General features: G+C 43.6%; 19 protein-coding genes and 1 pseudogene. 11 read left to right on the top strand and 9 right to left on the bottom strand.

Annotated elements, in window-relative coordinates:
* Positions 1-9: 9 nt before the first annotated feature.
* The 3 genes and pseudogenes from EO126_RS00335 to EO126_RS00325 form a co-directional block, all read right to left on the bottom strand.
* Positions 10-1,731, bottom strand: coding sequence for an ArnT family glycosyltransferase (locus tag EO126_RS00335; RefSeq protein ID WP_127006903.1), 1,722 nt, complete (start codon positions 1,729-1,731; stop codon positions 10-12).
* A gap of 173 nt (positions 1,732-1,904) precedes the next feature.
* Positions 1,905-2,486: pseudogene (locus tag EO126_RS00330) on the bottom strand (DedA family protein); the annotation flags it as partial.
* A gap of 339 nt (positions 2,487-2,825) precedes the next feature.
* On the bottom strand, positions 2,826-4,115 hold the full coding sequence (locus EO126_RS00325; RefSeq protein WP_127006899.1) for an adenylosuccinate synthase: 1,290 nt from the start codon (positions 4,113-4,115) through the stop codon (positions 2,826-2,828).
* 409 nt (positions 4,116-4,524) lie between these two features.
* On the opposite strand from EO126_RS00325, the gene EO126_RS00320 reads away from it, so the two are divergent.
* A complete protein-coding gene (locus EO126_RS00320; protein ID WP_006555332.1) occupies positions 4,525-5,049 on the top strand; it encodes a transcription repressor NadR in 525 nt (174 codons plus the stop codon).
* Positions 5,050-5,200: 151 nt separating this feature from the next.
* Positions 5,201-6,523, top strand: coding sequence for an MFS transporter (locus EO126_RS00315; protein ID WP_006555331.1), 1,323 nt, complete (start codon positions 5,201-5,203; stop codon positions 6,521-6,523).
* 328 nt (positions 6,524-6,851) lie between these two features.
* On the opposite strand, the gene EO126_RS00310 is transcribed toward EO126_RS00315, so the two are convergent.
* Positions 6,852-8,153 carry a replication-associated recombination protein A gene (locus EO126_RS00310; protein ID WP_006555330.1) on the bottom strand — a complete coding sequence of 434 codons (1,302 nt, stop codon included), beginning with the start codon at positions 8,151-8,153 and terminating at the stop codon, positions 6,852-6,854.
* Between the two features lie 69 nt (positions 8,154-8,222).
* Between EO126_RS00310 and EO126_RS00305 the strand changes: the two genes are divergently transcribed.
* Entirely contained in the window at positions 8,223-8,390 is a 168-nt protein-coding gene (locus EO126_RS00305; RefSeq protein ID WP_081580022.1) for a winged helix-turn-helix transcriptional regulator, read from the top strand.
* A 150-nt stretch (positions 8,391-8,540) separates the two neighbouring features.
* Here EO126_RS00305 and purB read toward each other — a convergent pair whose 3' ends face one another.
* From purB to EO126_RS00285, 4 genes are all read right to left on the bottom strand, one after another.
* On the bottom strand, positions 8,541-9,833 hold the full coding sequence (purB, locus tag EO126_RS00300) for an adenylosuccinate lyase (protein ID WP_127006897.1): 1,293 nt from the start codon (positions 9,831-9,833) through the stop codon (positions 8,541-8,543).
* Between the two features lie 240 nt (positions 9,834-10,073).
* Positions 10,074-10,997, bottom strand: coding sequence for a hypothetical protein (locus EO126_RS00295; RefSeq protein WP_006555328.1), 924 nt, complete (start codon positions 10,995-10,997; stop codon positions 10,074-10,076).
* 209 nt (positions 10,998-11,206) lie between these two features.
* Positions 11,207-11,419, bottom strand: coding sequence for a DUF1659 domain-containing protein (locus tag EO126_RS00290; protein ID WP_006555327.1), 213 nt, complete (start codon positions 11,417-11,419; stop codon positions 11,207-11,209).
* Between the two features lie 91 nt (positions 11,420-11,510).
* Positions 11,511-11,753, bottom strand: coding sequence for a DUF2922 domain-containing protein (locus EO126_RS00285; RefSeq protein ID WP_006555326.1), 243 nt, complete (start codon positions 11,751-11,753; stop codon positions 11,511-11,513).
* A gap of 516 nt (positions 11,754-12,269) precedes the next feature.
* On the opposite strand from EO126_RS00285, the gene EO126_RS00280 reads away from it, so the two are divergent.
* From EO126_RS00280 to aroQ, 8 genes are all read left to right on the top strand, one after another.
* Positions 12,270-14,555, top strand: a complete 2,286-nt coding sequence (locus EO126_RS00280) for a ribonucleoside-diphosphate reductase subunit alpha (protein WP_127006895.1) — start codon at positions 12,270-12,272, stop codon at positions 14,553-14,555.
* A 166-nt stretch (positions 14,556-14,721) separates the two neighbouring features.
* Entirely contained in the window at positions 14,722-15,750 is a 1,029-nt protein-coding gene (locus EO126_RS00275) for a ribonucleotide-diphosphate reductase subunit beta (RefSeq protein WP_006555324.1), read from the top strand.
* A 551-nt stretch (positions 15,751-16,301) separates the two neighbouring features.
* A complete protein-coding gene (gene aroF, locus EO126_RS00270) occupies positions 16,302-17,309 on the top strand; it encodes a 3-deoxy-7-phosphoheptulonate synthase (protein ID WP_006555323.1) in 1,008 nt (335 codons plus the stop codon).
* A 9-nt stretch (positions 17,310-17,318) separates the two neighbouring features.
* Entirely contained in the window at positions 17,319-18,401 is a 1,083-nt protein-coding gene (gene aroB / locus EO126_RS00265) for a 3-dehydroquinate synthase (protein WP_006555322.1), read from the top strand.
* The gene (gene aroA, locus EO126_RS00260; RefSeq protein WP_225723621.1) at positions 18,388-19,755 is read left to right on the top strand and encodes a 3-phosphoshikimate 1-carboxyvinyltransferase; all 1,368 of its coding nucleotides are present in this window, start codon (positions 18,388-18,390) and stop codon (positions 19,753-19,755) included. The genes aroB and aroA overlap by 14 nt, the downstream gene beginning before the upstream one ends.
* A gap of 78 nt (positions 19,756-19,833) precedes the next feature.
* Positions 19,834-20,928, top strand: a complete 1,095-nt coding sequence (aroC, locus tag EO126_RS00255; protein WP_127006893.1) for a chorismate synthase — start codon at positions 19,834-19,836, stop codon at positions 20,926-20,928.
* Between the two features lie 61 nt (positions 20,929-20,989).
* Positions 20,990-22,249 carry a shikimate kinase gene (locus EO126_RS00250; protein WP_127006891.1) on the top strand — a complete coding sequence of 420 codons (1,260 nt, stop codon included), beginning with the start codon at positions 20,990-20,992 and terminating at the stop codon, positions 22,247-22,249.
* Positions 22,230-22,670 carry a type II 3-dehydroquinate dehydratase gene (gene aroQ / locus EO126_RS00245; protein ID WP_006555318.1) on the top strand — a complete coding sequence of 147 codons (441 nt, stop codon included), beginning with the start codon at positions 22,230-22,232 and terminating at the stop codon, positions 22,668-22,670. Before EO126_RS00250 ends, aroQ begins: the two co-directional genes overlap by 20 nt.
* Positions 22,671-23,035: 365 nt before the next feature.
* Here aroQ and epsC read toward each other — a convergent pair whose 3' ends face one another.
* Positions 23,036-23,671 carry a serine O-acetyltransferase EpsC gene (epsC, locus tag EO126_RS00240; protein ID WP_127006889.1) on the bottom strand — a complete coding sequence of 212 codons (636 nt, stop codon included), beginning with the start codon at positions 23,669-23,671 and terminating at the stop codon, positions 23,036-23,038.
* Between the last annotated feature and the right edge of the window lie 75 nt (positions 23,672-23,746).

Genomic DNA, 23,746 nt, shown 5'->3' with positions numbered 1-23,746 from the left:
TCTTCTAAATTAAATTGATCGTGTTTCAAAAATATATACTTTATTAACAACGCGCTGTAATTGTACCATCGGATATAATGGTGAGTTTTCAAACGAAGCCCTGTATTTATCAGGTACGAGAATCATGGCACGCAACGGCAACGGATTATCAATCGGCATCGGTTCCGTCGGTTCTTTGCCCATCGGCAAGCGTGTAGGCTGACCATGAGTGTTCGTCATCCCCTGTAAAATTTGTTCTCTGTTATTTATCATAGCTTGAAATTTATTGGTCACCTCAGCTACTGACTGAACAGGCATCTTATTTTTGCCCTTCCATGCATCACTACGCCCCGATTCACCGCTTGGAAACGAGCTATCATTAATCTTAACAATATCTTTATCGGTATAATACACGAGCGATGCACTGTAATCACCATAATAATAAATATCACCGTCATATTGCGCCACAATTGGTGCATACGCCACTGATGAACGTTGTTCAATCAAAGGCTGTACCCCTTCATGAATAACAAGCCCTGCAATGGCCATTGTCATAAAGGTCACCACTACCGGTAACATATACCGTTTCTGATTCCAACACATTAAACCGGTCAGGATAAAACCAACCACAATCAATACATATAGCAGATACCAAAATCCCCATGGCACATAGAAGCTGGCCACCCCAAACACAAGCCACAAGAAGAAAGCCGGCCCCATAATGAGCCAAGAAAGCTTACGCGGTCTGCCGGGACGCAATATTTTAACCACCCCGAACGCACCTAAAAAGCTGAATGGTACTAAGCTGATAAAAGTATAGGTCGGATACTTGGTAGCCATTAAGGTATAGAATACTAAAGTACCCCACCCCATAATCATGGAGTAAATATAAAACGGTTGTTTAAACCGCCAACCGTAATACATGCCGTACAAAACAGCACCGGTCCAAGGCAATGAGGCCAATGGGAACAACACTAAATAATACCACCAATGATTGGCTTCGGGATGCTCCGACTGCGTTGCTCGCACCACATTATGCAGTCCCAAGAAAGCATCAATAAAGTCTTGGCCATGCGTCATATACATGTAACCGTACCAAGGCATAACAACAATTAAAAATGCCAGAATGCCTTGCCAAGCAAAAATGTAGCGAAGCATGCGTGCCGAGCGCATAAATGCGGCAAACACCAGGAGCAAAATACCCGGCAACACCAGTGCCACCGGTCCTTTGGTCAACACGCCGATGCCGGCAAAAAGGTAAGCCCACAACATGAACAACGTGCGTTTTTCCATTAGTCCGCGATAAGCATAAGCCAGTGTCCCGATTGTAGCCCATAAGAGCACCATATCCGTCACAATACCGCGTGCCAAAAGCCAAAATTCAAGTGATGACCCGAGAATCATAGCACTCCAGAGCGACACTAAGCGGCGGCCGGAAATGCTGCGCACTACCTGGTAGAAAAAGCCTACCGATAAAGCGCCGAACAAAGCCGCCGGAAAACGAGCGGCAAAATCGGTGAACCCGAAGATTTTATAACTTAATGCAATGAGCCAATAAATCATTATCGGCTTATCATACCAATAAATATGGTAAATTTGAGGCGACAACCAATCGCCTGACATGACCATTTCTTTAGCTGTCAACGCATAATTCGACTCAACCGGATCGGTGATGGGCAAACTGCCGTTCCCGATAGCAAACATAGCTAAGGCGATTAAAAAGCAAATGACGCTTAAACGATGAAGCCTCATCTAATTCCTCCTTAGTGCTGTACGGTATTCTCCTGCACAGCTTTGTCTTTTGTTTCAGTTGTTGCCGTAACATTCGTACGGTCAGTTGCTGCATCAGCCGTCTGTTCTTCAGCCTTAACAACTGCACTGTCTGTTGCGGCATCCGCAGTATTCACGGCTGTATTTTTACGATTTTTATTCCGATAATAACGGATTCCGAAAAATACAGCTATAATAGCAAACACAACCAACATGATAACTAAGAATTCGTGATTATAGGCAATCAAATCCTGCCAATGTTCACCTAATTTAACACCCAACCATACAAGCAAAATAGTCCAAGGAATCGTGCCGAGCAAGGTCCAAATTACGAAACGACTCATCGGATAACGGGCAATACCGGCAGGGAAAGAGATGAAAGTTCGAATCCCCGGCAATAAACGACCGAAGAAAACAGCGGCACCGCCGTATTTGTTAAACAGCTTTTCCGCCATTTCAAACTTATGCTCGTTGAAGAAAATGTAGGCCCCGTATTTTTTAAGCAACGGACGTCCGCCATGTTCCCCCATCCAATACGATAAAATGGAACCTACCACACCGGCAACCGTAGCTACGATCATGGTCATGTTCATCTCAAAAACGCCCTGAGCAATCAAATAGCCCGAGAACCCGAGTACAATTTCACTGGGAATCGGTATATTGGCATTTTCCAGTACCATGGCAATAAACATGGCCGCATAGCCATATGTTTCCAAAAACGAAATCAGATAATCCACTGTTAATATCTCCTTTTAATTGTTTACAACCTATCAAACTATAATTATCATGCAGAGCATTTCAATTTCTCACATTATCTTCTATTTTACCATAGTTTCTGTGTTTTTAATACAAAGTTATTACTAAAATGCATAGTTTATAAAAATTTAATATATTGTAAACAAATTCGCCTATCCTCAATCGACAATCGTTCACACAGCAGACAATTCGGCTAAAATACCTATTCAAGATAAGGTATCACACAAAAAAGCCACCGAATTGACGAATCAATTCAGTGGCCTTAACGACTAATTCAGTCATTACTTTCCATGCATAGAAACTATACGAGAAAATAAATCTTACGCGCCGAATACATCCTGCAATACGATAGTCTGTTTGCGATTAGGACCTACGGATACAATACCGAGACGCACACCGGTTACTTCGGAAATACGTTCTACATAGCGGCGAGCTGCTTCCGGTAAATCTTCATAATGACGAATACCGCTGATATCAGTCTGCCAACCCGGTAAAGTTTCATAAACAGGTTTGCACTGTTCCAACACCTGCAAATCAGCAGGGAAACCTTTTACCGGTTCACCGTTCAAGGTATAACCAACGCAGATTTTGATTTCAGGCAATTTGTCCAAAATATCAAGACGAGTGATTGCCAAATAATCAAGGCTGTTCAAATCGGCAGCATAGCTTACTACAGCAAGGTCCAACCAACCGCAACGACGAGGGCGACCGGTTACAGTACCGAATTCATGACCGGCTTCACGAAGGAAATCACCGGTTTCATCCAATAATTCAGATGGGAACGGGCCGGCACCAACACGTGTAGCATAAGCTTTAACAACACCTACGATGTTTTTCAAATAATTAGGACCTACGCCGGCACCAACAGATGCACCGCCGGAAATCGGATGCGAGCTGGTAACGAACGGATAGGTACCATGATCGAGGTCAAGCATAGTGGCCTGAGCACCTTCGAACAATACTTTTTTACCGTCTTTAATGTAAGATACTACATTATAGTTAGTGTCTGTTACATATTGACGCAAGCGATCCGCATATTCTAAGTAATCTTTCAAGATTTCATAGTAATCTACCGGTTCAACGCCGTATACATCACGCAAAATTTTATTTTTAATCTTAACATTATATGCTAATTTTTCTTTGAAAACTTCTTCATTCATCAAATCGCAAATGCGAATGCCGATACGGTTTACTTTATCTGCATAGCAAGGGCCGATACCATTTTTGGTCGTGCCGATGGATAACGCACCTTTAGAGGCTTCTTCCGCTTCATCCAAGCGATTATGATATGGCAAAATTACATGAGCGCGATTGGAAATCTGCAATGTTTTAGCACTTTTACCCTGGCTTTCCAAGTTTTCAATTTCAGCTAAAATAACTTTAGGATCAATAACAGTACCGGTGCCTACCACATTGATTTTATTGTCGTATAAAATCCCACTAGGCAATAAACGAAGCGCAAATGCTACGTCATCAACTACTACGGTATGTCCTGCATTGTTGCCGCCTTGACTGCGAACAACCACGTCCGCCTGTTCTGCTAAATAATCTACGATCTTGCCTTTTCCTTCATCGCCCCACTGGGTTCCGATAACCATACTAGTTGCCATAATATTCAAACCTCCATTTGTATCACATAGTGTCAGTTGTGGTATGGCCTGCTCCGTTTCTTGATTCCTAGAGCTTCATTTCTAAAAAACAAAATAGAGCCATTCATACACCTCATTATACCACACGAATCAAAAGTATGCATTAGGTAAAACGGCGGAAGAGTGGGGACGTGTCACTTGAAACTTCTGCCTAGGAGCGCGCGGGTGCTTTCCGCACCTCACGCCGTATTTACCGCGCGGGAGGGATGAGAAAGAAAGGTGCACAGAATCTAAAAATGAGATAAAATAAGAGCAAACAATTGAAATCATTAGAATTCCATCACATAAACTAACAAGGGGTAAGGAAGTACATTAACTGCCCCCATTTTTACAATGACTTATTTATTATCACAGCAAGGTGACATAAGACATGAATAAAAAGGAAAAACGACGCCAAGAGCTTTTAAATATATTGAATCAAAGTTTAACACCGCTGACCGGTGAAGAATTAGCTAAGACCTACGGGGTTACTCGACAAGTTATTGTAAATGACATGGCCACACTTCGCTCTGCCGGTTATCCTATTCGTTCAACTGTAAAAGGCTACGAAATCAGTAAAGCCGCGACGCAGGGTATTTTGCGAAGTATAATTTGTCGTCATAAAGCGGAGGATCTACGAACTGAATTACACACAATCATTGCCTTGGGCGGCCTGATTCACAACATCTCCGTAAACCACGACGTATACGGTAATCTGACCGCACCCTTGTCTATAAAAACAGAAGCAGATATTGAAGATTTTTTAAAAAGACAAAAAGATTCTGCCAGCGGCTTATTGTCAAAATTAAACGACGGTCTTCATACACATCTGATTGAGGCACCCACCATGGATGCTATGGAACAAATTATAAAAACACTGCAAGATTTACATATATTAGTAACACCGGACAAATAACTGTCCGGTGTTTTTTACACACATTCCCCATTGTCTTTTTTCAAAAAATCTCTTGATATCCGTAAAGTCTTGCGTTATATTAAAAAAGTATACATTTCATTATTCTGTATACTTTTTTATGTTTAGGTATGAAAAATTAGGGGATGACTCGATGATTATTAATGAATTGAACACAATGAAACCGAATAGATTTCATTACAAATTACTGCTCATTGCCGGCATCGGCTGGGCTTTTGATGCCATGGATACTGGAATTATTTCTTTCATCATGCCGCTATTAACTAAAGAATGGCATCTTACCGGCACGGAAATCGGTATGCTCGGCAGTATAGGCCTTTTGGGCATGGCCATCGGCGCCGTATTGGCCGGTGCTTTAGCCGATCATATCGGTCGTAAAAAAATAATTACCTGGACCATGTTGCTTTACGGGGTTGCCACAGCCTTATCGTCACTGGCACCTAACTATGAGTTTTTATTAGTTTGCCGTTTATTGGTTGGTCTGGGGCTCGGCGGTGAGCTCCCCGTTGTAGCTACTTTGATCACCGAATATTCACCGCAGGATTCCCGTGGTCGTTTCATCGTAATGTTGGAAAGTTTCTGGGCTATCGGTTGGCTGCTCGCTGCCCTTATTGCCTATCTTATCATCCCACTCTACGGCTGGCGTATCAGCCTGGCAATCGGTGCCTTACCGGCCCTCTATACCGGTGTAATTCGTTCCCACATGCCGGAATCTTTACGTTATTTGATTAAACAGCAAAAACTGGAACAATTAAATGCAACCATTGCACAACTTGAAGCCGCCACCAAAGTGCCGCTGACACGCTGCAGCAAAGAAGAATTGGCCGCTTTAACGGCCCACTCCGCGCCTCAAGGACTGGGGACACTTTGGAACAAACAGTATGCCTTACGCACCTGTATGTTGTGGATTACCTGGTTCGGTATCGTTTTCAGCTACTACGGCATCTTCATGTGGCTTCCTTCATTGATTTACCAACAAGGATTTACCATTATAAAATCATTCGAATATCTGTTAATTATGACGTTAGCTCAGTTCCCCGGCTATATTTCAGCAGCCTATTTAGTTGATAAGATCGGACGTCGTTATACTTTATCGCTCTATCTTTTATGCAGTGGCATCAGCAGCTATTTCTTCGGCCATGCTACCTCTGAAACAATGCTACTGGCTTCCGGTATTTGCATGTCATTCTTCAATTTAGGGGCTTGGGGCGTTATTTATACTTACACCCCGGAATTGTATCCAACCGAAATCCGCGGTCTCGGTTCCGGCTGGGCAGCCGGTGTCGGTCGCATTGGCGGCATCATAGCACCTATTTTAGTGGGTGTGCTCCTATCCCATCAAATGCTCATGGACTCCATATTTTATCTCTTCGCCTCCGTCTTTGTAATCATTGCGCTTGTAGTGTTGAGCATGGGAATGGAAAGTAAAAAAAGAGCATTGGAAGGTATTAAGTAAAGCGGCGGAGGGAGTAGTGAGAAGTGTCGGGGACTATATCCAAAGGCTTAAAGGAAAGCTTTTTGTTAACTAATCACGGCGATAATAAAAAAGGGGCAGGGTATCGCGCCCCAAAAGCTGGAAAAAGGCTTTTTGGTCACCACACCCTGCCCCTTTCTCAACTAGCGCAGCCATATTCACTCAACAAAAAGCTTAATAGCCTAAGAACTTTGACATCCCCGACACTTCTACGCTACGTACCTCGCGCCGCATTTATTTAATTAGAAAGAAGGAGTAGGAATCTGCGTTGCAGATTCCTACTCCTTCTTTATCCATTATGTTCTTTCTTCTATTGTTTAATGCGCCTAAGTTTTTCTCTGTATTTTTCTTCCATACCTTGATTGGTTGGCACATAATATTCCTTTCCAACAAGTGAATCAGGCAGACACTTCATATTAGTTATTTTATCAAGTGTATGATGAGCATATTGATAACCTTTGCCATAGCCAACGTCTTTCATAAGTTTAGTAGGTGCATTTCGAAAATGCATCGGTACAGGTTCTGCCAAAAGCTCTATTGCATCATTCTTAGCAGTTTCATACGCCTTATAAATAGCATTGGATTTAGGTGCCAAAGATAAATAAACTACTGCCTGTGTCAAGTGCACATTACATTCCGGCATCCCTATAAAATGACAAGCCTGATAAGCCGCCACTGAGATTCCCAAAGCATGCGGATCCGCCATACCAATATCCTCACTAGCAAAACGTATAAGCCGCCGCGCCACATACAATGGTTCTTCCCCAGCTTCCAACATACGTGCTAACCAATATACAGCCGCATCAGGGTCAGAATTTCGCATAGACTTATGAAGTGCTGAAATAATATTATAATGTTCTTCGCCACTTTTATCATAAAGAAGCGATTTTTTAGCCGTGCACTGTTCTATTGTTTCCCGTGTAACTTTTATAGCACCATCATCTAATACTTGACCATTAAGTATAACCATCTCTAAAGTAGAAAGTGCCATTCGTGCATCACCATTAGCAAATTCAGCGATAATCCATAACATATCCTCTGAAATTTCAATATCTCTGCCACCAAACCCACGTTCATCCCGAACAGCCCGTTGTAGCAATGTCATCAATTCATCTGTTTTCAAAATTTTAAGCACAAATACTTTGCATCGTGAAAGCAATGCACCATTAACCTCAAACGATGGATTTTCTGTAGTAGCACCAATAAGAATAATACTGCCATTTTCCACAAAAGGCAAAAAAGCATCCTGTTGAGCTTTATTAAACCGATGTATTTCATCTACAAAAACAATTGTTTTAATGCCATATTGACGATTTTTTTCAGCCTTCTGCATGACACTTCTAATATCTTTAATGCTACTTGTTACCGCTGAAAAATCTATAAAAGTAGCCTGGGTATGATGCGCAATAATACGTGCTAGCGTGGTTTTCCCCACACCGGGTGGTCCCCATAATATCATGGAAGATACTTGATCATTTTCAATCAAACGTCGTAATACACGATTTTCACCTAAAAGTTGCGTTTGCCCTACATATTCTTCTAACGTTTCCGGCCTAAGACGTGCAGCCAATGGTTTCGCTATATTATTCGCAAACAATGACTGCTGTTCCATGAAATCACTTCTTTCTACTTATTTCACCACAGCCAACTCCGTAAAGCATTACCAGGTATAACAAATACAATGCTAACAAATTCGTTACGTGAATTAGAATATGATGGATTCATAAGCCGAAAACAATATAATGAAATTCCTCCGCGCGTAGAATACACCTTTACCGACAAAGGACGTGACCTCCTCCCAATCTTTTACGCCATAATGGTATGGGGTTTTAAACACGAAAATGATTAATTATCTCCCTTCCTATAATAAAATGGCGAGAATGTTCCATGCGCAAAGAAGGCCGTGATTGTGATTTCTAAGGGTCTTTTTTGCTTGCAAAACCAAGCCTTAGAAATTACATCACGGCCTTCAAATCACGAAGACATTCTCGCTATTTTATTATAATCCGAATCTTGCCATAATCGTATCTACATGACTTAACATACGATGTGGGTCGAAGAGGTGATCGATTTCTTCGTCGGTGAGGTATTTTTTAATATCAGCATCACCTTTTAAGCCGGCTTTGAAGTCTTTGCCTTCCAACCAACGAGCCATCGCATGACGTTGTACCCAACGGTAAGCTTCATCACGAACAGCGCCTTTATCTACGAGAGCTGTTAAGATTTGCTGACTGAAGATTAAACCACCGGTCAATTCGAGGTTTTTCATCATGTTATCAGGGTATACCAACAATTTGTCGATAACTTTGATAGCCAAGGACAACATGTAATCAACGGTAATTGTACTGTCAGGTAAGATTACGCGTTCTACGGAGCTGTGGGAAATATCGCGTTCATGCCATAAAGCTACGTCTTCCAAAGCAGCTTGCGCATTACCGCGTACTACACGCGCTAAGCCGCAAATACGTTCACAAGTGATTGGATTACGTTTGTGTGGCATAGCGGAGGAGCCTTTTTGTTTAGGGCTGAAATATTCTTCCGCTTCACGCACTTCGGTACGTTGTAAATGACGAATTTCCAAAGCAATTTTATCCAAAGTGCTGGCAATGATTGCCAAAGTACTGCAGAGTTCGGCATGACGGTCACGTTGAATAACCTGCGTTGCAATTTTTACCGGTTCCAAACCGAGTTTTTCACAAACATATTTTTCAATGAACGGATCGTTTACGGAGTAGGTACCGACAGCGCCGGACATTTTACCAACGGCTACGTTTTTCTTTGCATGTTCCAAACGTTCAATATCACGTTCAATTTCAGCCATCCAGAGGCAAAGTTTCAAACCGAAAGTAGTAGGTTCGCCATGAATACCATGGGTACGACCAACCATTGGCGTATATTTGAATTCAGCGGCACGGCGACGAAGTACATCGCGGAATTGATGCAAATCTTCCAAAATGATGTCGCAAGCCTGTTTCATCATAGCACCGAGAGCCGTATCTTTTACGTCTGTAGATGTAAGGCCGAGGTGAATGTATTTAGCTTCTTCGCCAACATATTCACCGACAGCGGTTACGAAAGAAATAATATCATGGTTTGTTTCTTTTTCAATTTCATGAATTCGTTCTACATCAAAGTTCGCTTTTTCACGGATAACCTTAGCCGCTTCTTTAGGAATAACGCCCAATTCTGCCTGTGCTTCACAAGCTAAGATTTCCACTTCCAACATTTGGTCAAATTCGTTGCGTTCGCTCCAAATGTGCCCCATTTTTTCTCTTGTATACCGTTGAATCATGTGTCTTTAACCTCCATCGAAATGACTGAATATTCTTCTTTCATTCTATCATAGTAAAAATACAGGGTCAATAAATCTATCCGAACGTTAAGTTAATTTTGCTTAAAAATATTCGTATTTTGTACAACTGCTATCTGTTACGATATCCTATCTGTTACAATATTTTTTATCTGTAACACAATATATAGTACATTATTAGTGATCTATGATCCGATACAGCGCCTCTCATATCATCACTACTTACTTCTGTTTATAAAAATAAACAATTTCAGTGCCTGCTTTATTCACGGCCGCACCGGTGACGTACGGACGATTAAATGTAGAGCCTACATTAAAAATATAATAGGTATAATTATTATCTAACGAAACCATATTGTAGTTATACGAATAATAGCCTAACAGCTGTTGCTGAGCTTTTTTATTCGTAGATAAATCAAAGAGCTGGTTATCCGCATAATTACCGCCGTTAACGGTCTTTACATCAATAATATCACCCCAGAAATCACGCCATGGGCCCATGTTTTTCAACTCAGTAGTGCTGACGACTTTATAATCGGGTACTAATTCACGCAAACTATCGGCATACTGCATTTCCGAATTCGGTTCCATTTTCACATATACTGAACGACTGACCTGCAAATTAGTCTGCATAACCGCCAGTTTTAACGCCTCTGCAACGTACGGTGCCATTTCAGAAGCCGTGCCGGTAAAGGTAACCTGTGCCTCACCGCCGGCTTTTATGAATTGAGGAATGTAAAATACGAACACATTTTTGGCAAAACTCGGAATTTGCTTTGGAAAACCGTCAAAGTGAGGAATCAAGTCATATTTTGAAACATCCGTCATCGGGAAGGCCACGCGTAACGCCTGTTCTTTATATAAGGAGTTACTTTCGTTGGTCAAAACGGTCTTTGCCCCCGAAGCCGGTAAAAATGCTTCTAAAATTTGTTTGGGAATTCCCCGTTTTACATAAGGCGAACCTGTATCAACAGCAGCTTGAGCAGCGTAATTAACAACCGCCGCCAAGTCCTTATCCGCACCTGTAGTTGCCGCATTGTCGGCCGTTGTTACATTGCTGTTGCCGGCAGCGAATACCGATCCGGATATCAAAGCCAAGCCGGCCAAAATAAGCATTGCCTTCTTTTTCATATTAAATATCGTCATATATCATGCCCCCATATTAAACACAGAACATCAGACAGATAAAGTATTTTTATCTTTTTCCATATACTTTTATTATAACTTAAATTGACAAAAACTGCCTATACCACAGGCACGTTTTATTACGAAAATATTCAACAAAAAAGCGGTGTAACCTGTTTCAACAGATTACACCGCTCTTCTTAATTATTACTTTTTATTCAAATTATTAATTACGCCTGTGGCGTCATGGTTGTTGTTTCTACACGAACCACATCTTTATAAGGATAAGCACAAAGATTAGCCATAACCTGACCGACTTCTTCAAAATCCGCGTTACCAAGTTCCGGATTAACATTACCGATATTGATGGATTTTACCTTTTTATCGCCCAAATCTAAACGAATCTGAATTTTTACTACTTCTTTTACTGTTGCGTCTGCCATAATTAACCTCCTAATATATTATCTTTTAAATAGTACGCCGGATTTAATCTCCAACGCTGCTCCGGAATCAGTTTCCGACTCTGCCCCAAAATTAATCTACCAACGGTGCGCTGGTATTTTCTACCACATACGCCCCTTTGAAGCCGCTCAAGGCCTTCCCCTTAGCACTGGTCATAAAATGTTTGGCCAGCATCATATCTGCCACTGTTTTAGCCGCAGTCAAGCTCACATCCTCTTTCGGAACGCTGATTCTCACCGTAGTTTCTTTGTTGGTATCATCTAAAAATACGAGTTGTAATTCTTTTTTCAAAACATTCATAGTTCCTGTAGCCATATTTGCCTCCTGAAGTAAAAAATCTGCCCGGTACCCTGCCTATGTATGACTAAAAAGCATACATACCTGTGTCAGCACCGTTTTTCCCTTATTACTAAAAAGTACATGTACTCTTGAATTCTCACAATTCTCATTGACCGTTTGCAAACGTCATAAGCGAATCACCATTTCTTGTGAACCTGCTTACACCCTTATACATTCCTGCCCTCCTCCATTGTCAAGCCGCAAAATTTCAAAAAGCAAAATCAATATTAACCATATGCAAAATATTCAATACAAAATGTAATTCTCCTCTTTCTTTTGCCCGTCGAAAAATAGTATAATGAGGTGTATCTTGTATGTGATAAGTAATATCGTATACAAGATATTGATTTATAATACAACTCATCGATATTACCAAATAGATGTATTTAGAGGGTATGAGTGTATCAACGGCTTACGTAAACACAGTGAAGTCACTGTTTCCGAGCCATATTTTTATGTGTAAAACTTTGTAACGGGAAGGAACCTTAATTCATGGCTATTATGATTAAAAAACGAGACGGCCATTACGAACCGCTCTCGGTAGAGAAAACTAAAAAAATGATTGCCTTCGCCTGCTTGGGGCTCGAAAGTTGCGATCCTATCGAACTCGAAATGGACTCCAAATTGCAATTCGTTGACGGCATGAGCACTAAAGAAATCCAGAAAATCTTAGTGCAGACAGCAATCGAAAAAGTTATCCAAAAAGTAGACGACGGTTACGGTAACATGGTTAACCGCATGAACCAGGATTGGCAATATGTAGCAGCACGCCTCTTCCTTTTCGACTTGTATAAAGAAGCGGCTATCCAACGCAAATACAAAGCGTTCGGTTACGGCAACTTCCCTGCATTGGTAAAAAAATTAGTAGAAGCTAAACGCTATGCCGATTTCTTCCTCACTAAATATACCGAAGAAGAACTTGAAGAATTAGGCGATTACATCAAACCGAAGCGCGACTACCGCTTCAACTACGAAGGCATTAAATTATTGGCCGATCGTTACCTTGTAAAAGGTTATGACAAAGAAGTTTACGAATTGCCGCAGGAACGTTTCATGGCCATCGCTATGCACCTCGCCCTCATCGAAGGGGATCGCAAAGTGGAATTTGCCAAAAAATTCTACGACTTAATGAGCGAATTAAAAATGACGACCGCAACACCAACCTTGGCTAATGCGGGTACCCCGTTCCATCAGCTCAGCAGCTGCTTTATTTCCGGCGTAGATGACAACCTTTGGTCCATTTACGATGTAAACAGCAAATTCTCCCGCGTATCCAAACACGGCGGTGCCCTCGGCATTTACATGGGTAAAGTTCGTGCCTTAAACAGTGATATTCGCGGTTACAAAAATTCCTCCGGCGGCGTTATCCCTTGGGTTCGTCTTTACAACGATACAGCCGTAGCCGTAGACCAGCTCGGCAAACGTAAAGGCGGTGCTACCGTAACGCTCGATATTTGGCACAAAGACTTCTACGAATTCGTAGAACTTCGTACCAACAACGGTGACGATCGTCGTAAAGCTCACGACATCTTCCCGGCTATTTCCATTCCGGATATCTTCATGGAACGCTTGATGGCTCGTGAAAACTTCAGCCTCTTCGATCCGCATGAAGTACAGCAGGTTATGGGCTTCAACTTAGAAGATTTTTACGATGAAGACGAAAATAACAAAGCCTTCACCGAACATTATCTTCTTTGTGAAAACAATCCCGAACTTCACCCGATCCAGGTTAGCGCTTTGGATATGATGAAAAAAATCATGCGCAGCGCCGTTGAAACAGGCACGCCGTTCATCTTCTTCCGCGACACGGCTAACCGCACCAACCCGAATAAACATGCCGGCATGATTTATGCCTCCAACTTATGTCACGAAATTGCCCAAAACGTAGGTTTCACTAACTTGAGCGAAGAAATCATCAATCCGGACGGCAGCATCACTACCAAAACTGTAACCGGCGACATGGTAACATGTAACCTTAACTCCATTAACCTCGGTAAAATCACCGACGAAGAATTGGAAGAAAATGTAGCCCTTCAGATTCGCATGCTCGACAATGTTATTTCCATCAACCAATTCCCGGTACCGGAAGCAAAGATGACCAGCGAAAAATATCGTGCCATCGGCCTCGGTACCAGCGGTTACCACCACTACTTGGTGCGTCACCAGATTCAATGGGAATCGGAAGAACACATCGAAGCTGCGGACAAATTATTTGAAAACATCGCTTACTATGCAATTAAAGCGTCCATGGAACTTGCTAAAGAAAAAGGCGCTTACCCTGCCTTCAAAGGTTCCGAATGGGAAACCGGCGCTTACTTTGAACGTCGCGGCTATACCTCCGAACGTTGGCAGCAGTTACGTAAAGATGTAGCTAAATACGGCTTGCGTAACGGCTATCTCATGGCCGTTGCCCCAACCGGCAGTACATCCAACATCGCCAACACAACAGCCGGTATCGACCCTATTTTCAAAAAGTTCTTCATCGAAGAAAAGAAAGGCAGCTTTACTCCTAAAACTGCACCTGATCTCGATAATTCCACGTTCTGGCTCTACAAAGAAGCTCACACGATTGACCAGCAATGGAGCATTCGTGCCTGTGCTGCCCGCCAACGTCATATCGACCAGGCTCAGTCCTTCAACTTGTACATCACTCCGCAAGTAAAGGCCAAAGAAATCCTCAACCTTTATGTGGAAGCGTACAAACAGGGTGTAAAAACGATTTACTACATCCGCAATCAGTCCCTCGAAATGGACGAATGCACCAGCTGCTCCTCTTGATGTAAATTAACTTAACAGACCGCATGATAATCGGCAGTCAAACGGCCCTATGGACTTAGTGTCATACGTTGTTTTGGCTGCCGTTACCTGCAATTTTCTTATCGATTAACTACTTTAATATGCTATACTAAAGACAAGAACTTATATAGAAAGGGTGAATGTCATTATGGATAAAAAATTAATTTTTAACGAACACGGCGAGCGCGGTACCGAAAGCATGATTGGCGGCAATACAACCAACTTGCGTGAATGGAACCGTATTAAATATGACTGGGCCACAACGATGTATCGCACCATGCTCAACAACTTCTGGATTCCGGAAGAAATCTCGCTGAACGAAGACATCAAACAATTCCCATTTTTGACTGACAGCGAACGTCGTGCGTTTGACAAAATTATTTCCTTCCTCAACTTCCTTGATTCGATTCAAAGTGAAAATTTACCCAACTTAAGTCGCTATATTACGGCTGCCGAAGTGGCATCCTTACTTAATATTCAAGCGTTCCAAGAAGAAATTCACGCTCAAAGTTATTCCTACATTTTGGACACCGTAACCAATCCGATTACGCGTGACCGCATTTATGACGAATGGCGTACAGATGAACATCTCTTGGCACGTAACCGCTTCATCGCCGACATTTACCAACGTTTCAGCGATGATCCTTCGGAACATAATTTAATTCGCACCATCATGGCGAACTACATTTTGGAAGGGATTTACTTCTACTCCGGTTTCAGCTTCTTCTACACCTTGGCTCGTCAAGGCAAGATGACTGCTACCAGTACGATTTTCAAATACATCAATCGTGATGAAGTAACTCACCTTGTTTTATTCCAAAATATAATTCGCGAACTTCGCGTGGAACGTCCCGAATTATTCACACCGGAATTGGAAGCCGAATTAACCGATATGCTTCGTCAAGGTACAGAAAACGAAATTACTTGGGGTCAATATATTACGGATGACAAAATCCTCGGCATCAACAATGTATTGATTGAACGCTATATCAAATACTTGGCTAACATTCGTTTGGAAGCCATCGGCCTCAAACATCTCTATCCTGACATCAAGGAAAATCCTATGGCTTGGATTGAAAGTTTCTCTAACCTCAACAGCACTAAAACGGACTTCTTTGAAGCAAAAGTTACCAACTATACTAAAGCGGCCGCTTTCGATTTCGACGATTTGGAATAATTCACCACAATCAGTCAAAATCATTAAGGCCGGCACTTCGCCGGCCTTTCTTTTTACCGAAACAGTATTACTTCAATACTTTCAGAAATACTCAGCTTTATCAACTAAATACTCAGTTTACTCGGAATTTACGAATGTTTTGCAAAAAAGACTTGCCAAGATAGAATCGTAGGTTTATAATGTTGGCAATCACTTTAGAAAGGAGCCAACTGAATGAACTCAGCAATCAGCACTATGAACAGCCAATACTTCTATTTTTGGTTCTTTATCCAGGCTACGGGTAAAGGACTATTTGGGCTACGCTGATTTCGGTATCATTGTTAGGCTTAGTATAGTTAAGGAGCTACCCGTAGTGCACGCGGGTAGCTCCTTTTTTACTATCATTTTAAAGGAAATACGCAGTAAGCCGATTTAAAACAACTCGTTTGAAAATGTAGTCATGTTGCTTTTAGAGGTAACCGCGCAAGTTTTACAAGCATTAGTAAAGGATATGAATTATGAACGAAACATGCTTTCAAATATTCATAAGTGATGAAAGAGGAGAGATTACGATGATTATTACGTTAAAGGAAAATGCCAGTCCGGAGAAGATTCAAGAGTTACGCCTTAAATTGGAAGTGCAAAGAATTACCTTACATCCAAGCAAAGGCGATAACTACTCATTAATCGGCCTCATCGGCGATACTTCACTCGTCGACAAACGCCAGATTGAATCCTTGGATATTGTTGAAAAAGTTACTCGTATTCAAGAACCGTTCAAAAAAGCGAACCGTAAATTCCATCCGGAAGACACCATCGTAGACGTAAGTGGCGTAAAAATTGGGGGCGGCCACTTCGCGATCATGGCCGGACCTTGCTCCGTAGAAACACCGGAACAAGTATTGGCTACGGCCAAAGCCGTCAAAGAAGCCGGTGCTACCATCCTTCGCGGCGGTGCTTTCAAACCGCGTACTTCGCCATACTCCTTCCAAGGCATGGGGCCTGAAGGTTTACATTTATTGGAATTGGCCAAGAAAGAAACCGGCTTACCAATCGTATCCGAAGTCATGGATCCGTCGCAATTACAGTATTTCGATAATGTGGACATGCTTCAAATCGGCGCCCGTAATATGCAGAACTTCACCTTACTCAAAGAAGTGGGCAAATTAAAGAAACCGGTTCTCTTAAAACGCGGCTTATCCGCTACCTACGAAGAATGGTTGATGGCTGCCGAATACATCATGAGCGAAGGCAATACGCAAATCGTACTTTGCGAACGCGGCATTCGTACCTTCGAAACCAAAACCCGTAACACCCTTGATGTAACGGCTATTCCGATGATTCACGAGCTAAGTCACTTACCGATTATCATGGATCCGAGCCACGCTGCCGGCATGAGCCGCATGGTTCGTCCCTTGTCCTTAGCTTCTACCGGTGGCGGTGCCGACGGTCTCATGATTGAAGTTCACATCGATCCGGCTAAAGCCCTTTGTGACGGCCCGCAAGCATTGCGTCCCGATCAATTTGCTTCCCTTACCAAAGAAGTATTTGCTATGCGCAAAATTTTAAATGCAGATTAAGGAGTTATCATGGAACGTATTCATATCGAAGCCTCGACTGCCTATGATGTCATTATTGAAGACAATGTATTACAACATATTACGGATTATATAGAGCCGCTCAAAAAGCCCTGTCCCACAGTACTCGTCAGCGATGACAACGTGGCACCGCTCTATGGCTCACTCGTCAAGAATCAGCTTACGGCAGCGGGCTACACGGTATATGAATACGTCTTCCCCCATGGTGAAGCTGAAAAAAATGCCTCACGACTCATAGATTTAGTGGAATTCATGGCTGAAAAAGCCCTCACTCGCAAGGATTTACTCATTGCCCTGGGCGGCGGTGTAGTGGGCGACATGGCGGGTTTTGCGGCGGCCACCTATTTACGCGGTATCGACTATATCCAAATGCCTACATCCCTGTTGGCTGCGGTGGACTCCTCCGTAGGTGGTAAAACAGCGGTCAATTTAAAAGCGGGCAAAAATTTGTGGGGTGCGTTCAAACAACCGATTTTGGTTCTTTGCGATCCTACAGCCATCAGTACCTTACCGGCTGATGAATTCAGTAACGGTTGCGGCGAGGTCATCAAATACGGCATGCTCGATTATCCCGAATTATTGGCCGATTTAGCGACTAAGCCGTTACAGCAAACCGATTTGGCTCATATTGAAGCTATTATCGCCTTATGTGTTAAAGCGAAAGCAAAAATTGTCAGTGCCGATGAAAAAGAAGCCGGCGTGAGAGCCTTACTCAACTTCGGTCACACCTTCGGTCACGGCATTGAGCTTTGCAGTCATTTCACCGTCAAACACGGCATGGCTGTCAGCATCGGCATGGCACTGATGATGCGCGCCGCTTATCAAAACGGCCACATCAGCGAATCCGAATTAACCGATTTCTTACATTTACTCACCGCTCACAAGTTACCGATTACTACAACAATCAGTACTACGGAGCTTTGCCAAGCTGCTTTACACGATAAAAAAAGCCATGGTCAAACTATCACGATTATCTATCCCACTCGTTGGGGCCACTGCGAACTACGCACTGTGGATCACAGCAAATTAGCCGATTATGCCATTAAGGAGGTAACACATCATGGTGCCAACTAATCCATCTGAATTTGAACCAATCAAGGTTACGACCGCCAACACTGAATTTAAAACGGTCTCTGCCGCTATACCAACCGGTACCATTGCGGCGATTCCCGCTAAAGCACATGCCCATCGGGCCCTCATTGCCGCCGCCTTGGCGGACAGTCCGTCTACCTTACTGATTGCCCACTATTCAGAAGATATTGACGCCACCATTGCCTCATTACGCGGTTTAGGTGCCATTATTGAGAAAACAGAGAGTGGGGTTCGCGTTATATCAATCCCCGAAAATCAAAGCCACGGCACAATTGATGCACATGAATCAGGCACGACTTTGCGCCTCCTTTTATCGGTGGGTTCCGCCATTTGCGATACCACGGATGTAACCGCCGCCGGTCGCTTACCCGATCGGCCGTTGGAACCGCTGAAAAGTCAATTGGAAGCTCACGGCATCACCTTTTCCGCAACCAAACCGCCGTTTACAATCAGCGGTCATTTAACGGGCGGCCTTTTTGAAATGGTAGGTAATGTGAGCAGCCAGTTTTTCTCCGGACTCTTATTGGCTTCACCGAAATTGGATGAAGATACCTTAATAAACAGCACTACGCCATTACAATCTCGCGATTATGTGACGTTAACTCGTCATGTAATGGCAGATTTTGGCGTTATGGCCTATACAACCGATGACGGCAACAGTTTTACCGTACCAAAAGGCCAACACTACCACGGCCTCGAAAATTATCCGATTGAAGGCGATTGGTCAAATAGTGCCATTTGGCTCGTTGCGGCTGCCATCACCGGTCAGCCGCTTACCATCACCAACTTACAACCGGATTCTACCCAAGCGGATAAACGTATATTGGATATCATTGATTGTGCCGGAACAACCGTAGAATGGCAAACCGAAGACGGTACCGTTATTGAAGACGATCAATTGGACAATATAAAAACACCGCTACGTCTTCATTGTGAAGGCAGAGCCATCGCCCCGATTACGGTTGATTTAGAACAATGTCCCGACTTGTTGCCGGTATTGGCTGCCCTGGCTTGCAGCATCGAAGGCGAAAGCTGGTTTATTAACGGTGAACGTTTGCGCCTTAAAGAATCTGACCGCTTATTGGCGGTACGCGATTTAGTACGCACTTTAGGCGGAACCGCTCACATTGAAGGAGATAATCTGTACATCAACGGTACGGGACGTCTTACAGGCGGCACCGTAACCTCACATAATGATCATCGCCTTGTCATGGCGGCTTCACTCATGGCTCTATTCAGCGATGACCCGATCACTATTACCGACAGCCAGGCCATCAATAAATCCTATCCTTTATTTTTCAAACACTGGAATGAATTGGGCGGTCATGCCGAATAATTCCCGGGCTGACAGCTGCCAAACTTACTATATAAATACTATAACTATAACATTAACCATTCAAAACAGGAGACGCGTATGAGTTCGAGTTTTGGCAAAAATCTTACTATTTCCGTGTTTGGTGCATCCCACGGCAAAGCCATCGGCGCCGTAGTAGACGGCCTGCCTTGCGGCATTTTAATTGATGAGGCCGCCCTTGCTCGTTTTATGAAACGACGTGCACCGGGACAAAGTTTAATTACGACACAGCGCAAAGAAGCGGATCAACCGATCTTTCTGAGCGGCCTTGTGAACGGTAAACTCAGCGGTTCACCACTGGCTTTTTATATTGAAAACACCAATCAACAATCCAAAGATTATAACAATCTGCGCGATATCCCTCGCCCGTCCCATGCGGATTATACGGCTCGCATGCGTTACGGTGAGGCCGTTGATATGCGTGGCGGCGGTCATTTCTCAGGTCGCTTAACGGCCCCCCTTTGCTGCGCCGGCGGCATTGCCCTTCAAATACTTAAAGCCAAAGGCATTGAAATCGGAGCCCATTTAAAACAAATCGGTTCCGTTCAAGACCGAACAATCAGCTTTACCGATCCGGACATGGATGCACTGCAAAAAGTAAGCCACGAAACCGTAGCTATGGTATCTTCACAGTCACGCCTCAGAGCCATCACCTATATTGACGAACTCCGCCAGGAAGGTGATTCTACGGGCGGCATCATTGAATTATTTGCCACCGGCTTGCCGGCCGGTCTGGGCAACCCGAATTTTGACGGCATCGAAAATCGCCTCAGTCAGGTCCTCTTTGGTATTCCGGGTGTTAAAGGCGTTGCCTTTGGCAGCGGTTTTGACGGTTGCCTCGACCGCGGTTCCAATCAAAATGATCCGTTTCGTTTGGAAAACGGTGAAGTTCGCACCTTAAACAATAACAGCGGCGGTATTCAAGGAGGCATCACCAACGGTATGCCGCTCGTCCTAAAAGTAGGCATGAAACCGACTGCTTCCATCGCCAAAGTACAACCAAGTTTCAGCTATGAAGCCGGTGCCAATACGGATTTACAAATTAAAGGCCGCCATGACCCTTGCATCGCTGTTCGGGCCGTACCGGTCGTAGAAGCCGTAACCGCCTTAATTTTATTGGATTTTTTATTGGACAATGACCTTAAACTCGACTGATAGACATAAAACACCGTTAACCGGCCGAAAAAGACAATTCCAATAAACGGAAAGGACACGTATGAATCAAAATTCTGCTCTAACCCCTTTTGGCCTTTTGGGCAAAACCTTGGGGCACAGCTACTCGCCACAAATTCATAACGCTCTGGGCAATCCCCACTATGTACTGTACGAACGAGCTCCTCAAGAGCTGACAGAGTTTTTAGCTCAACCGGAACTAAAAGGTTTAAATGTGACGATTCCTTATAAAAAAGACGTCATGAGTGCCTGCCAAACCCTATCCGACGCTGCCAAACATATCGGTGCCGTCAATACCATGGTGCGCCAAACCGACGGGAGTTGGTACGGTCACAATACAGACTACGACGGATTTATCTATATGTTGGAGTGGGCCGGCATCAATATTAAGGATCAAAAAGTAATTGTCCTTGGTGACGGTGCCACGGCTCACACGATTCATGTAGCCCTGATCGATTTAGGTGCACGTGAAATTATCCATCTGTCCCGTAAAACTGAACCTTTTTACAGCGAAGCCGCTACCTTCGGAGCCGATGCGGATGTACTCATTAATGCAACGCCGGTAGGTACCTATCCGAATTGTCCGGAAGCGTTGATTTCATTGGATGACTTTCCACAACTTAAAGGTGTCGCCGATGTAATCTATAACCCCTACCGTACGGCACTCCTCATCGACGCCGAGCGACGTAATATTCCCTACACCGACGGCCTGCCTATGTTGATAAGTCAGGCTGTAGCAACCGCCAAATTATTCATGCAAAAAGATTTTGAACCGGAGGCTACAGAAACCATCATTCGCCAAATGCGCCACCAACAGGAAAATATCGTCCTCATCGGCATGCCCGGCGTAGGCAAGACTACGGTAGGCATTGCTTTAGCCGAACGATTGCAACGGCCTTTCATTGATTGTGATGATGAATTTGAAAAACGCTACTGCCATCCCGGCGAATACATCGCCACTCATGGCGAGCCCGCCTTTCGTGAAAAAGAGACGGCTCTTTTGGCTAAACTTTGCAAAACTACCGGTGCAATTATTGCTACCGGCGGCGGTGTTGTGACACAATCGGTTAATTATCCGATTTTACGTCAAAACGGACGCATTTATTGGATTCGCCGCCCATTGGAAAACCTGGCCGTTGACGGTCGCCCTCTTTCGCAAGGCGGTCTGAGTCGCTTGAAATCTTTATATGCCGTTCGGCAACCTCTCTATGACGCATTTTCACAGTGTGCTTTTGACATAGTCAATCCGAACGACGGCGCTCAACACATCGAGGAGGAATACCATGCACATTTTAATTCTTAACGGTCCTAATATTAATCTGTTAGGTTTAAGAGAACCGGATATTTACGGTTCTGAAACGTATGAACATCTCATTCAAATGATTCGACAGCACGCCCATGAACGTCATGTGGCCGTTAGTTTCTACCAAAGCAATCACGAGGGCAGCCTCGTCGATCGAATTCAAGCAGCCCACAATGATGCCGAGGCGATTATCATCAATCCGGCCGCCTATACACACACATCGGTTGCGATTTTGGATGCATTAAAAGCCATCGGCCTGCCGACCGTTGAGGTTCATATTTCGAATCCCGACGAACGTGAATCCTTCCGCCATTACTCCTATGTAAGCGAATATGCGGAAAAAACGATTAAAGGCCACGGCTTACAAGGCTATCTCGAAGCTATGGATTATCTTATCGATACATATCCGGACGCGGAGTAAACGCAATAACTCTCGGGACTAAACACCAACACGTTTTGTCCCATCCCCCGTATAATCAAACTCAACATAATAAAAGAGGTGTGGAGCTAATCCCTGAGGACTCAGCTCCACACCTCTTTTTGGTATATTTTGTATAAGGTTTAAGTGTAGTAAGTTGTTTTAGTTTAGTAAACTGATTTTTCATCTCTTCTTTGTCAACTCCCCAAACTCAGCCCCCGCTGATATTTGGGGAATAATTTCAACCAAATCAAGGCTTTACGTCAAGCCGGTTTTCATTTAAAACGAGATTGTCACATCCACATATTTTATCATTATAATGCCTAGTTACATACTGCCGATAATAGTATGTAACATAAAATATTGTTTTAAATGAACCATGCCATGTCGTCAGTCATATCTTTTGGTGTGAAGGCAATTTTATGCCGTGGCATATGTTTGCGAGTATGGCTGTCAACCAAATGAATTGTAGAACGAATCTTACGAGCTACAATGTTTTCAGGTTCCGTTTCATAGATGACCACATTCTCAGGCACATCACGTTTGATAACCAGATTACAGCCGATCCGGCTACCGCTGCCTACCGTAATATCGCCAAGTACCTTAGTACCGGCCCCGATAAGCACATCATTGCCGACCGTCGGATGGCGTTTCACGCGTTTTGAACTCATACCGCCCAAAGTTACGCCGTGGAACAGAGTTACATTATCGCCTACAATGGCGGTTTCACCAATCACGACACCCATACCGTGATCAATGAACAAGCCTTTACCGATTTGCGCGCCCGGATGTATTTCAATCCCCGTCACATGACGCGAATGCAGCGCCACTCGTCTGGCCAATAATTTATAACCCCGTTTATACAAACGATGAGCAAAAAAATGCCAGAATAAAGCAGTTATATGCGGATACGTCCACAATACCATCAATACCGATGTGGCAGCCGGATCTGAATCCATAACGCGCTTGATATTATAGCGAATCGCTTGCCAAAGTTCTTTCATACATCCTCCCGGCCGGTTTCCCCCAGCCCCTAAATATCTATGGTCACTTCATGACCGTCTTCTCTCTTCAAGCTA

Origin of the sequence: Veillonella seminalis (assembly GCF_003992065.1) — a bacterium.
Classification (GTDB): Bacteria; Bacillota; Negativicutes; order Veillonellales; family Veillonellaceae; genus Veillonella_A; species Veillonella_A seminalis.
The sequence above is the reverse complement of the archived record's forward strand: the minus strand, read 5'-3'. Positions and strand labels throughout refer to the sequence as shown.